Source organism: Methylophilus sp., from assembly GCF_052437885.1.
Taxonomy (GTDB): Bacteria; Pseudomonadota; Gammaproteobacteria; order Burkholderiales; family Methylophilaceae; genus Methylophilus.
Genome location: NZ_JBQVPB010000002.1, coordinates 246,245 through 260,125, shown reverse-complemented (window position 1 = coordinate 260,125; position 13,881 = coordinate 246,245). Strand labels below are relative to the sequence as shown.

7 protein-coding genes and 1 tRNA gene are annotated in these 13,881 nt (G+C 51.1%); 3 read left to right on the top strand and 5 right to left on the bottom strand.

Features of this window, described 5'->3' with window-relative positions:
- Positions 1 to 120 precede the first annotated feature (120 nt).
- Positions 121 to 1,770, top strand: coding sequence for an RNA-directed DNA polymerase (locus ACT6RZ_RS03045; RefSeq protein ID WP_444700713.1), 1,650 nt, complete (start codon positions 121 to 123; stop codon positions 1,768 to 1,770).
- A gap of 12 nt (positions 1,771 to 1,782) precedes the next feature.
- On the opposite strand, the gene ACT6RZ_RS03040 is transcribed toward ACT6RZ_RS03045, so the two are convergent.
- From ACT6RZ_RS03040 to ACT6RZ_RS03020, 5 genes are all read right to left on the bottom strand, one after another.
- The gene (locus ACT6RZ_RS03040; protein WP_444700712.1) at positions 1,783 to 2,070 is read right to left on the bottom strand and encodes a hypothetical protein; all 288 of its coding nucleotides are present in this window, start codon (positions 2,068 to 2,070) and stop codon (positions 1,783 to 1,785) included.
- Positions 2,071 to 2,521: 451 nt separating this feature from the next.
- Positions 2,522 to 2,595 (bottom strand) — tRNA-Gly (locus ACT6RZ_RS03035).
- Positions 2,596 to 2,723: 128 nt separating this feature from the next.
- Positions 2,724 to 7,148, bottom strand: coding sequence for a two-partner secretion domain-containing protein (locus ACT6RZ_RS03030; RefSeq protein WP_444700711.1), 4,425 nt, complete (start codon positions 7,146 to 7,148; stop codon positions 2,724 to 2,726).
- 190 nt (positions 7,149 to 7,338) lie between these two features.
- Positions 7,339 to 9,054, bottom strand: coding sequence for a ShlB/FhaC/HecB family hemolysin secretion/activation protein (locus ACT6RZ_RS03025; protein ID WP_444700710.1), 1,716 nt, complete (start codon positions 9,052 to 9,054; stop codon positions 7,339 to 7,341).
- A gap of 144 nt (positions 9,055 to 9,198) precedes the next feature.
- Positions 9,199 to 11,472 (bottom strand): primosomal protein N', encoded by a 2,274-nt coding sequence (locus tag ACT6RZ_RS03020; protein ID WP_444700709.1) that lies wholly within the window; start codon positions 11,470 to 11,472, stop codon positions 9,199 to 9,201.
- A gap of 59 nt (positions 11,473 to 11,531) precedes the next feature.
- On the opposite strand from ACT6RZ_RS03020, the gene argS reads away from it, so the two are divergent.
- Positions 11,532 to 13,190, top strand: a complete 1,659-nt coding sequence (gene argS / locus ACT6RZ_RS03015) for an arginine--tRNA ligase (RefSeq protein WP_444700708.1) — start codon at positions 11,532 to 11,534, stop codon at positions 13,188 to 13,190.
- A gap of 82 nt (positions 13,191 to 13,272) precedes the next feature.
- Positions 13,273 to 13,863: an SPOR domain-containing protein gene (locus ACT6RZ_RS03010; protein ID WP_444700707.1), complete on the top strand. Its 591-nt coding sequence runs from the start codon at positions 13,273 to 13,275 to the stop codon at positions 13,861 to 13,863.
- The last annotated feature ends 18 nt before the right edge of the window (positions 13,864 to 13,881 follow it).

Here is a 13,881-nt window from a genome sequence, read left to right as displayed (position 1 = left end):
TTCAGCTCCAATTCAACTCCCAAAGACCAGCAAATCCAATTAGATTTACTTGGTACAAATTCTTTGCATAACGAGTTATATTCACAAATTGACAATCACCTTATAGTGCACAACTAACATATGACAGCCCGACTAGACCCAGAGTCAATAGAAAAGCTTTTCGAATCATTAGCGCAACTTTTTTGGTGGACTGAGACAAAAGAAAACCTTGCATCACATGAAGTCTTAAATGGATTGCTTGATTATGGTCTTTTTGCAGAAAAGATTCCCCCATGCTTCACTAGTAAAGGCCTATCAGCCTTCACAACTCAAAGAATGGCAGATACCTTTGAGGAAAATAATAGAAACCGACTGGGGGCGTTACTGGATAAATCTTCACACGATTACATACGATACGAAGCATTGAGGGACATAAACATACCTAGACATATGGGGATACCTCATCCAGAAGCCTATGCTGCGCAAGCAATGGCTATTTCTAAGTACTGGAAAGAGATAGCTACTCATTGCAACAAGCCCAAGCCTGCTATTAGCCGTGTTTATGTAAGGCCTGTAGGAGATGGCTCTATTTTCGAAATGAACTACAAGGGCTCTGAATCTTTAGAGCATGAAGAGGTACTGCAAGATTGGATGTCCGGGGCCAAATATGTAGTGGAAACCGATGTTTCTGCTTGCTTCCCAAGTATATACACACATTCCATTCCTTGGGCCCTGCATACTAAAGCTGTGGGTAAAATTGAAAGGAATATCACAGAGTTTGCTGGCTGTTTGTTAGATAAATGCACTCAAAACACTAAAGACAAACAAACCAACGGCCTGCTGATTGGACCTCATGCTTCAAATATCATTTCAGAAATCGTTTTGACGTGTATTGATAAGGAGCTACAAGATAAAGGTTTCTTGAATGTAGAAAGACACATCGATGATTACAAATTTTATGCAAAAAGCTTGGTAGAAGCAGAGTCATTCGTAAAACAATTGGGGCGAAGCTTACGTTATTACGAAATGTTCCTCAATGAGAGAAAAACTCGTGTATTAGAGTTGCCACGACCTAGTGAGGAAAATTGGAGACTATTACTTAACAGATTTACATTTCCCAAAGATGAAGAGATAAACTTCTCAATGATTAGGACTTACCTTGATCTAGCATTGGAGTGTTCACAAACACTTGGCAAATCCACTCCACTGAATTACGCCATTAAAACCATTGCCGGTAATGATACCCCCCTGAATCTTAATGAACGTGCCAAGAGGATGTATGCTCAAGAAGTTATGAATTTAGCTCTAGCTTTTCCATATCTCGTTCCATCACTAGACACCTCAGTTTTTGAACGATATCGCTATCCTGGATTGGAAACTAAAATTTCAAGATTTGCTATATCACTTATAGGATTAGGTCTTCAAAAACTATACCCCGATACGATAGCACACGCTCTTTATCTAACTTTGAAATACAATTTCAACTTAGCTGTAACTAACGAAATACTCTTGGAAGTGCTTTCAATTGAAGATTGCGTAGTGAATATTTTACTCTTAGAGTATGTTAAAAAATTCAATATCCATGAAGTTAGGGATGCGATACAAACAAAAATCGATGAACTCAAATCTTATGACTCTCGTGAAAGTGATAAGCAATGGCTTCTTATATATCAACTTTGGTCAGTTAAGGAGCTTCGCGATAACAACCAGCACTTTCTGGCTGAATTGAAAGAGCAAGATTTTCAATTTTTTAAATCACCTACTAATGAAACCAATGACATTCCACAGTAACTAATTTTGATTTTAGACATTAGCTAAACGCCATTTAGCGGCATCAAGCTCAAAAAAAGTAAATAGAGAGCTAAATTTCGGTTGTAACATGATGCTTTCAATAGTTAATTCAGGCTTTCCAAGCTTATTAAGTTCTTTAAAACCGTATTGAAATTCTCCTGAGAGAACAAATTTTTTAGCTACTTCGACAGGGTGGTTGGACTCAATCATTTGTTCAAATCGTGTAGGCGCATAGCCCAACTCATAACACTTACTAACCGCGGATTTGATCTCTGCTAAAAACTCATCTCTTAATGTCATATTGGCTTTCCTGGATTAAAAGTTCTAATACGATTGACGAGTGGTTAGCTGTGATATTTGATTTAGGGATTTCTTGATTGATCACGTTCAATTAACTCATCGATTTCATGCGAATATTGAGGTGTTTTGAGTGGATAAATCTCAAAGAAAAACCCTGCGATTAGAATCCCATAAATTATTTATAGATATAATTCAAACAATATCCCAGACTCTATCCAGACACATTTAAAATTGCAGAATTTGAATCAAAGCACGCGGTTGAAGCGCGAATTTCTGAGTTGCCAATGAAAACTCTTAACCTTTCTGGAACAGAAATTCTCGCTGCATAGATTCCACTCGGGCGGCGGTATAAACCAAGACTTCTTTGCATAGACATTTTCGTAGTAGTCTTACGAAGAACTGGATTCCTATACTATGGGAGCATAATAAAATCAATTGCTTAAGTATGGCTTGGAGCGGCTGACGGGAATCGAACCCGCGTATCAAGCTTGGGAAGCTGGCGTTCTACCATTGAACTACAGCCGCGAATAGCCATTATTTTACTTGTATTTTACTTGCTTGGCTAAGCGGCCAAAGAAAATGTTATTCAGCAAAAAAGTAAAAGCCGGGCGATGGCCCGGCCTTTACTCAGCTCATTAAGCTAAAGCGCTGAATTAAATACAATTAGAGCTTACACCATCCGGCAATTTCACACCTGAATTCAGGATAGGCGTGCTACCCAGACTATCTTCGTTGACCGGACATGCGACTGCGTCCAGATCTTCCTCATCACCCGCAGCAGGGTTCAGGGAAACGATGGTCATGGTGTTCAATGCCGGGTTATTCGGGATCAGACCACCCAGACCTGCATCATCCCGCGGCGAGGCAAAGCCCAGCGCGAACGGTGCGCCAGGCACAGCCAGGATAGTGCCGGTTGCGGTTGAGTTGGTGACTACGGTGTAGCCCAAAGCTGCAGTCGGGTTAAAGATCTGTTTGCCTTCATTGGTGGTGATGCTGACCACATTGTAGACGCTGCCTATCGGCTTACCTGCGCCAACCGCAGCATTATCGTAAGTGGCAGCCGTGATAGGGGTAGGAGTGATAGTGACTTTGTCGCCATCAAGCACACCGCTGGTGGTGATGCTCAGACCACTCAGGTCAGTCACCACATTGGTACCATCAAACACTTTGGTCGCTGTGCCGTTCAGTGTGGCGGTCACAGTCGGGCTCACTGCATGTACAAAACCGTTACCAGTGCCTAACAGCGCGCCACCGAAGGTAGTGCCATATTGCTTGTAGTCATAATCCGCAAGCAGAGTGCTACCTTTGACATCGCCGGTCGGGTCATTACTGTAAACCGTCCAGCTACCAGCGGCCCCGGTTGTGATACCGGAGTTGCTGTTGTTAAGGAAATTACGGCCTGCGACCAGCTGGACCGCAGTAGCAGCATTGCTGTCACTCAGAATATTACCGTTCAGTATCACATCGCGGCCAGCCTGGGCCAGGACATCAGCGCTATTGCCTACCGTACCGCCACCGGTTTTAGCACCCGCTAGCACAGTGACAGGGCCGAGGGCGATATCGCCTGCGGTGGTTTTCAAGGTCACAGCACCGGCATTGCCACCAGACCTGTTGGCGCCACGACCATTAGCACCATTGGCCGTGATTGCCAGTGTGGTGATGCCTGTACCGGCGTTAATGTCTACCTTACCGGCGCTCTTGCCGCTGGTATTGTTGTTGCCTGTACCGGCACTGGTATCGATGTTACCGGCAGTCACCGCACCATTGGCAGCTGCCAGCAGCACATTGGCGCCTTTGGCGTTGATGCCACCTTTGAGGTTGATGTTGCCTACCGTCACATTGCCTGCAGTGCTGGTCACGCTGACGTCACCAGACGAGGTCGAGATCGCTGTTCCGCTGCCCGCACTGCCAGCGCCAGTGGTGATATTGCCTAGTTCGGCATTACCTGTAGTGGCAAGCACAGTGACCTTACCGCCCTGGCCACCTTCGTTACCGGCCACGCCAGCAGAGCCGGAGGTATTGATATTGCCATCCATATCCACGCTACCGGCGGTGATGTTGACGTTGCCGCCATTGAAGCCAGCCGCGGTGGAAGTGCCACCCTGGGCAGTGATGTTAGCAGTGCCCAGCGTTGCCAGATTGGTGACCGTGATAGTCACGCCACCTGCATTACCAGTAGTCAGGCTGGTGCCGTTGGCATTGATATCACCAGCAGTATGTGTCAGGGTTGCGCCAGACAGAACCACGTTACCAGGACCAGTGATATTGCCGCCTATGGCTAAATTACCGGCGCCACTATTGTCGTTATCCGCTTTCAGTGTCACACTGCCTCTATTGGTAGCCACATTGCCGTTCACATTGATGTCACCACCAGCCTGGGCCAGGATATTAGCGGCATTACCTACACTGCCACCACCTGTTTTCGTACCAGAATTCACTGTCACAGCACCCAGATTGATGTTGCCAGCGGTGGTATTCAGGGTCACAGCACCGGCATTACCACCAGATTTGTTCATACCAAGACCATTGGCACCATTGGCATTGATGGCTTGTGTGGTGATGCCTGTACCTGCAGTGATATCTACCTTGCCGGCGCTCTTGCCACTGGTATTGTTACGTCCAGTGCCAGCACTGGCATCGATGTTACCGGCAGTCACTTCACCATTGGCCGCTGTCAGGGCGACGTTGGCGCCTTTTGCGTTAAAGCCACCTTTGACATTGATATTGCCTACATTCACATCACCAGCGTTACTGGTCACACTGACCTCACCTGAGGAGACTGAGATGGTTGAAAGAGTACTCGCACTGCCAGCGCCAGTGGTGATATTGCCAACCTTGGCATCACCTGTGGTGGCAAGGATAGTGACTTTACCGCCCTGGCCACCTTCGCCACCGACGACACCAGCAGCAGAGCCGGAAGTATCGATGTTGCCATCCATATTCAGGCTACCGGCGGTGATGTTGACGTTGCCGCCATTCAGGCCAGCCGCGACCGCAGTGCCGCCTTTAGCAGTGATATTGGCATTACCCAGTGTTGCCAGACCGGCAATATTGATAGTCACGCCACCGGCCTGACCAAGAAAAACGCCATTTGAACTGATATTGCCAGCGGTATGAGACATAGTAGCGCCAGTCAGGACTACGCCGCCTGTACCAGTGATATCTGCGCCCTGGGCGATATTACCCGCGCCACTGTTATCGTCATCGGCTTTGATAGTCACCACACCAAGGGCTGCGGTCACGTCAGAAGCCACATTGACATTGTTATCGGCTGCCAGTGTCACATTGCCAAACCCTGTGGTGACCAGCGCATTCACGTTGACATTGTTACCCGCGTCAAGATTGATGTTGCCTGTGCCTGCAGTGACCAGCGCATTCACGTTGACGTCGTTACCAGCGGTTAAATCGATGTTGCCGCCAATGGTGGTGGTCAGTGCAGCATTGATATTGATATTGTTATCAGCGACAAAACGCACGCTGCCACCGGCCATGGTCAGCGCACTGTCGACATTGATATTGTTAGTGGCTTGCAGGAACAGCTCGCTATAACCAATCACATCCAAGATCTGCACTGTGGTGTCACCCCCCGCATTATCAGCAAATGCGATATCAGGTGTGCCATTCGGATTATTAGTCGGGGCAGGTTGTACGCTGTTGTTCAGGAAGATATTTTGCGGATCAAGCAACAGGATACCGCCCACGCCATTGGCAGCGCTGACATCGACCTTGCCGTGGAAATCCAGATTCTGCTTGCCGGAAACTTCGACAAAACCACCATTACCGCGTAATGCACCTGCCTGGGCAGAGATCGCACCGTAGTAACGGGTCAGATCATTGGCCCAAACGATGACTTTACCGCCATTGCCTTCTTGGATGGCATCAGCCTTGATCGTGACACCCTGGTCAATATAGGTGGTCCTGGCGTTATAGACATTGTCGTTCTTGCCCTGGTAATCGCCACCGACCAACACGGTACCGCCACCTTTATCACCAGAAGCATCCAGCACTGCGCCTTTAAGCAATGCGACCTGCTCGCCGGTCACGGCGATAGTGCCGCCTGTGGTGTTTTCGCCGGTTGCCAGCAATTTGCCTGAAACCTGTACCTTGGCGTTATCGCCACCTTCAAGGCGGATCACACCGTCACGCTCTACCAGTTGGTTGGCTTCTACGATACCAGTGATATTGATCGCAGCTGAACGGGCATTGGTGGCTAATTGCACCAAACCGCCATTGGCCTGAATCAGGCCGCTGTTCTTCACGATACCTTCAACCGCTTGTGCAGTCAGATTGGCTCTCACCAGCCCATTGCCATAAAAATCCAGTACCGCCTCTTTGGCAGCTGCCAGCACTACGCTACCGTTATTGGCAACCAGTGTACCGGCGTTTTCTACTGTTTTACCCAGCATGACGATATAGCCTTCGTCCTGGGCTTTGATCGCGCCTTTGTTGATGACACTGCCGCCAATATCGCCGCCAGAAAAATGGTAGCGGCCTGACAGGAAGTCGTCATTGGAGATATTCAGGGTAGAAGCCACGATATTACCGACGTTGACTTCGGAGTTTGCGCCAAACAGTATGCCATTCTGGTTGATCAGAAACAGGCTGCCGTTAGAATTCAGTTTGCCCATGATCTCAGAGGCGCTGTTGCCAAGCACACGATAGAGTGCGCGACCGGCATCTGGCATCACCACATCCAGCTGGTGACCTTCAAGCACGCCGAATTTGTAGAAATTCACAATATTGACGTTGGCGGTATGGGTATATTGGGTATGCGTTGCACTGATATCTTTGATAGTCAGGTCACCCGCCACCACGCCGGCCACTACATTGCTATCGGCCAGGGCCGAGAATGGCAGCAAGGTCGCGGCGAACGCACTCGCGATGACAACGCGCCATTTGGTACCAGAGGTGAAAGCCGCGCGTAAAGCGCTGCGACTGCCAGACTCTTTAGAGTCATTCACCTGGCCATTCAAAGAAGATTTACCGCTGGTGCGCGTGCCTTCGGCTACGGCCACCCATGCTTGCTGGACTTTGCTCCAGATCAATCGATAAACGTGGTTTAGGGATGCTGCTTTCATGACATTCTCCTCTAAGGGGGTACACCGATCCTCCAAGATCGGTGGTCTTCCATAACTTCTCTCAATTCCTGATAGTCGCTAGTTTGATTCAGGAAGTTTTTTTTGTATGTAGCCCAGTATGACTAATGGGCTACTTAATTTTTTTATAATTTAGTGCCTTTTTTGACCTTGCAATTTAGTTTGCAATGATCTAAAAGTTTTTACGCAGTTGTGCCCATAACTGATATTCAGTATCGCTGGCAGCGCCATCCAGATCACGTTTTTGCTGTGAGTAGGTGGTGGTCAATATCCACTGCGCCGGGAACTGGATATCAGTACCTATCCCCACGTGATTTGACCGCACATGGTTATTACTGCCAGATGGATCATGGTTCAGCTTGCCGCGGCCCGCGTCATAAAATACGAACGGCGTCACAGACTGGATATACGGCGTGACATCTGCTGCGGTTGAGACGAAAGTCCTGCGGATATCCGTACCTACCATCCAGCCCTGGTCAGCCTGACTAGGGATCTCGGAGTACTGGCGCCAGCGGTTGATGGCACCGATACCGAAGCGTTCGGCGATATCCAGGTTGCTGTCAGTGCCCTGATAATCGGCACGCACTATCCAGTTGATGCCATTTTCAAAGATCTGCGTACGGCTGGAAGTCCAGTTCCACTTCAGGAAACTACCCTGGGTATCCAGCTGCGCTCTATCATTGGCTTTGGCAACGTTGTCTTTATAAGAAACATGCCCTTGTGTCGCCATCAGGCTCCATTGATAAGCCACACTGCCGCTCTCATCGATCCAGTCACCTACCAGGCCCAGTTCAAGGCTGGCGATATCCCTGCGGTTATTGATCAGGAAAAGATCCACATCATCATCCAGGATCTTGTAGTTGCTGCCGACCTTGAAGGCGATGCCTTTTTTGGTTTCGCGCAGCAATGGATGCTCCAGGGAACCATAGAAATAATGTGCATCACCAGAAGCATCGAATATCTTGAAGTCTTTGCCCAGTTTGTAATCAACATAGCTATAGGCGAGGTTCAATATGGTGCCGGCATCGCCCACAGGGGTGAAATACAAGCCGCTCAGGGAGCGTTGCCCGCCATCGTTGGAGAATTTACCAACCACCGCCAGCTGGTCGCCGCGACCGCTGATGTTATTCACCGCCAGGCCGAAACCGACCATCTCGCGATTGGTAAAGCGGTTGCCGTAGTTACTGGCGCTGATAAAACCGTTGTACTTGGTCCTGGGTTCTACAGACACTGCCACATCTGAACTACCCACTGCTTCGCCCGGGTTGAGCTGCGAAGTCACCTGTATGCCAGGCAAACCATTCATCACCATCAGGTTACGCACCAGGTTGCGCTCATTCAGCACTTCACCCTTATCCAGGCCATATTCAGAAAGCGACTGGAAATAAGGCTGGTTCAGCCCCTCACCGACTTCTGCCTTGACATCACCCAGTGTGCCTTCAAGGATAGAAAGTTCGACCACCGAATCGGTGTCTGTGGTTTTTTGCAGATCCTGCGTAGGCAGGTAGACTTGCGTCAGCAGAAAGCCGCGCTGACGGTAAAAATTACGTATGGTACCCACCGCTTCATTGAGCTCTTTCATACCGATCTCGTGACCGGTCAGATGCTCGACCTGGGCGGCCAGCTCTTCATTGGTGAATTGTTTGTTGCCAGAGAATTTGAATGCTTTGACGACGATCTTGAGGCCGGATTTTTTTTGCTTTTTCTCAGGCACTGGCGTCTCTTCCGGCACTTGAATGATAGGCGTAGGTTGGGGTAGGATAGGCCTAGGTAAATTTTGCTGTATGTTTTGTACATCAGGTAGTTGCACACCGCCAGCGAACGCCTGCACTGTGTAACCTACCGCCAGCAGATTAACTACACTCCAACGGGTTATTTGTTTTTTCAAGATTACTCCCTTATTGCACCCTTATATTTAAGCCCATATGATATATCACTAGCAATTTTCATTCCGGGCCTAACAGTCATGGCTACAATGTTTTACAATCTTTAAAAACTAAGCACCTCAATTGTTGTAAAAAACCTGCAAAACTCAGTATTCCAGCGCATCTACATCCACTACCCAGCGTATCTTGGCCTGCATGGGGTGCTGCCTCGCCCAGGCGACCGCCGCCTGTAACAGTTGCTGCAATGCTCCGCGTTGCCCACATTGCAACATCACATAGCCACGCTCCATGCGATTCAATCTGGCGATACCCGGACGCACCGGGTCGTAAATCATCGGTTTTTCAGGGAAAGCATCTGCATGTTGCGCGACGAATTCGCGGGCAGATTGCGTCAGATCGGTTAAAAACTGCTCCACCAGCGCATAGTCAGCCGCTTCCGCTTTCATCACCGCAATATAGGCGGCAGGCGGGAACTGTAGCGTGATGCGTTCCTGCAACAGGCTGTTGGCAAATTCGGCATAATCCTGCTGTTGCAGGGCGGCAAATAAAGCATGCTGCGGAAACGCCGTCTGTATCAATACTTCACCCGGCTTGTCGCCGCGTCCGGCGCGCCCCGCCACCTGCATCAGCTGTGCGAACAAGCGTTCACTGGCGCGGTAATCCGGGCTATACAGCGCACTGTCGGTATCCAGCACACCTACCAGGGTCAGATTGGCAAAGTCATGGCCTTTGGCCAGCATCTGTGTGCCGATCAGAATATCGACTTTGCCGGCATGCACGGCGGAGAGCAGCTCAGTCAGTGCATCCTTGCCCTGTATGGTATCCCTGTCCACCCGCGCCACCCGCGCTTGTGGAAACAGTTGCTGCAAGGTTTCTTCTACCCGCTGGGTGGCCTGGCCCACCGGGCGCAAATCGGCATTGCCGCAGCTGGGGCATTGCAGGGGAACCGGCTGTTCATCACCGCAGTGATGGCAGCGCAATAGCCGTTGCCGCAGGTGCAGCACCACTTTGGCAGAACAGCGGCGGCAATCTGCCAGCCACTGGCAGGCGGAGCAATGCAATACCGGCGCATAACCGCGGCGATTGATAAACAGCAAACTCTGTTCACCGCGTTGCAGGCGTAGTGTGATCGCCTGTTTTAACTGTGGCGTCAAACCGGCTTCAGGTGGCGAGTGCGTGGTGTCGACACAGAATATGCGCGGCAATTGCGCCTGTGCTGCGGCCCTGTGTTTCAGTGTCAGCAGGCGGTAACTTGGTTTCTTGTGGGTGGCCGCAGGGCCGGCTGTCTGCCCCAGCGCGTTGTACCAGCTTTCCAGCGAAGGCGTGGCACTACCCAGCACCACCGGGATCCGGCATTGTTTGGCACGCACCAGGGCCACATCGCGCGCGTGATAACGCATGCCATCCTGCTGCTTGTAGGAGCTGTCATGCTCTTCATCAAGGATCATCAGCTTGAGGTGCGGCATGGGTGTGAATACACTCAGGCGCGTGCCTATGACTATGCGTGCTTCACCTGACTGCGCCGCCTGCCAGTGTTGCAAGCGCTCACTTTCACTTAAATGACTGTGCAGGGTGACCAGTGAAAACTGGCTCAAACGGCTGCGGAAACGACCTTCCAGCTGCGGCGTGAGGTTGATCTCCGGCACCATGATCAGCGCCTGTGAGCGCGGCTCAGCCAGCACCGCCTGCAGCAGGCGGATATAGACTTCCGTTTTGCCGGAGCCGGTGACACCAAACAGCAGCCAGGGTTGAAAGCGGTCCGCCTGATCCAGGATAGCTTTAACCGCGTGCGCCTGCTCATTATTCAGCGTCGGCTCATGGCCTGAAGCCGCTAGCGAGGGACGTATCGCCACCACTTCACGCCGGCTCACCAGCCCGCTGTCCAGCAAGGGCTGTATGTTTTTACGCCAGCCGGAAGACACCTCCCCCAGCTGGGCCTCGCTGCATTCACTGTGCTGCTGCAACAGCGTGAGCAGCCGGGCAAGCACCAGCTGGCGCTTGCCGGCCAGGCCTTCGGGCACCGCTTGCGCCAAGGCATACATCCACATTTTGCGCGACACTGCCGGTTTGATCTGCCGCAGACGCAAGGGCAGGCTGGAGAGTACTGTCTGCCCGAACGGATAGTGATAATAATCTGCACAAAAACGCAGTAACTTGAGCGTGGCGTCATCAAACGGTACATCGTCAAACACCTGGAGCACCGCTTTCAGCTTATTGGCCGGCACTTCACTTTTTTCTGGCAGCGCCATCACGATAGCGATGAGCTGCCGGCCGGCAAACGGCACCACCACCCGATTGCCCAGGCGTATATCAAGGCCGGGGTTCAGGTAATCGAACTGTCTATCCAATGGCACATCCAGCACCACGCGGACTATGCCGGCAGAAGCGGTGGGCTGAGAGGAAAGGGCTGCTGAACACATGGGTGAAAGTGGTTTATTAGGTTAAAATGGCGGTTTGACTATTCAGCCCCATTTTAACCTTGAAACAAACGATCACAGAATTGATTCTGCAGGCGGTCACTCCGCTGGTTGCAGACACCTCCAGCCTGAATATCATTCTTGAGCGGCCCAAGTCTGCCGAGCATGGTGATTTTGCCAGCAATATCGCCATGCAACTGGCCAAACCGCTTAAGCAGAATCCACGCGCCATCGCGCAGACCATTATTGATGGCTTGCCTGCCAATGACGTGATCAGCAAGGTAGAGATCGCCGGTGCCGGCTTTATTAATTTCTTCCTCTCGGCGCAAAGCAAGCAGGACATAGTCAAAACCATTTTTCAGGCCGGTGACACATTTGGCCGCAATGATTCCGGCCGCAATGAAAAAGTGCAGGTGGAGTTCGTCTCTGCCAACCCGACCGGCCCGCTGCATGTGGGCCACGGACGTGGTGCAGCAGTGGGTGACTGTTTATGCCGTCTGCTGGATGCGAATGGCTGGGATGTCACGCGCGAGTTTTACTATAACGACGCCGGTGCCCAGATCGATAACCTGAGCAAATCCGTGCATGCGCGGGCGCAGGGCATAGCGACTGACGATGCGCGCTTTCCCGAAGATGGCTACCGTGGTGAATATATCGCCGACATCGCCCGCGCTTATCTGGCCAAAGAAACCGTGACCGCGGATGATATGGCAGTGACCGCCAGCGGCGATATCAATGACGCCGAAGCGATACGCAAATTTGCCGTGGCTTATTTGCGCCATGAGCAAGACCTGGATCTACAGGCCTTTCAGATCAAATTCGATGTGTTTTCGCTGGAAAGCGCCCTGTATACCGAAGGCAAGGTAGACAACGCTGTGCAAGCCCTGATCAGCAGTGGCCATACCTACGAACAGGATGCCGCGCTATGGCTGCGCACCACAGACTTTGGCGACGATAAAGACCGCGTCATGCGCAAAAAAGAGGGCGGTTACACCTATTTTGTGCCCGATGTGGCCTACCACAGAGAAAAATGGAACCGCGGCTTCAAGCGCGTGATCAACGAGCAGGGCGCCGACCACCACAGCACCATCACCCGTGTGCGTGCTGGCTTGCAGGCCTTGAATACCGGCATCCCGCAAGGCTGGCCGGAATACGTGCTGCACCAGATGGTGACCGTGATGCGCGGTGGCGAGGAAGTCAAACTGTCCAAACGCGCTGGCAGTTATGTCACCTTGCGCGACCTGATAGAAGAAGTCGGCTGTGACGCGACGCGTTATTTCCTGGCGGCGCGCAGTGCAGATTCGCAACTGGTGTTCGACATCGACCTGGCCCGCGCACAGACCAATGACAACCCGGTCTACTACATCCAGTACGCGCATGCGCGTATCTGCAGTGTGCTCAATCAATGGGGCGGCGATAGCAGCAGCCTGGCCGGGGCTGACCTGTCACCGCTGGCATCTGCGGCAGAAACCGCCCTGATGCAGGCACTGAGCCAATATCCTGAAGTGGTCACCACCGCTTGCCAGGCATTGGCGCCACATATGGTCGCCAATTACCTGAAAGAACTAGCCAGTGCCTTGCATAGTTATTACAATGACACCAAATTTTTGGTGGATGACGTGCAGATCAAACAGGCCCGCCTGGCGCTGATCACCGCCACACGGTCAGTACTCCGTAACGGTTTGCATCTGCTGGGTGTGAGCGCGCCGGAAAAAATGTAAGCGTATTTAAATGCGTTAGAACTTGCGCTGTCGCATAACGAGTTAGAAATACCTCACAGAAATGAATGGTTGAACACTACACATGAGTCGCGATTACAAACCCTCGCAAACAAAAGCCAAAGCCAAGAGCAGTGGCAGCTCGTTTTTTAACGGCCTGCTGGTAGGGCTTTTTTTGGGGGTCGCCCTGACAGTGGCCCTGATCATTTATATCAAAGGCGACCATAGCCCGTTCTCCAGCACTTTCAAAAAAGATGAAGGCCAGCAGGAATTACCGATTAAGAACACGGTGACTGAAGAAGAAGTCAAACCCGGCAGCACGGCGATCGAAGACCCGAACAAATTTGATTTCTACACTATCTTGCCCGACACCGAGAGCAAGATCAGTGAAGAGCAAGTGAAAAAGAACCCCACCATCAAGCAGGAAAGCTATTTTGTGCAGGTGGGTGCTTTCGCCAAAGAAGATGATGCCAACAACCTGAAAACCAGGCTGGCGCTGGTCGGTTTTGAGGCGTTCGTGCAAACAGCGGATATCCCCAACAAGGGCACCATGCACAGGGTTCGCATAGGCCCGCTGCGCGACCTGGCCAAGATCAGCAAAATCAGCCACGACCTGGAAACCAATGGCTTCCAGGCCAATCTGATCAAGGTCAATATTGAATCTTCTGCGCATTAATGGCATGGACTCAGCGCG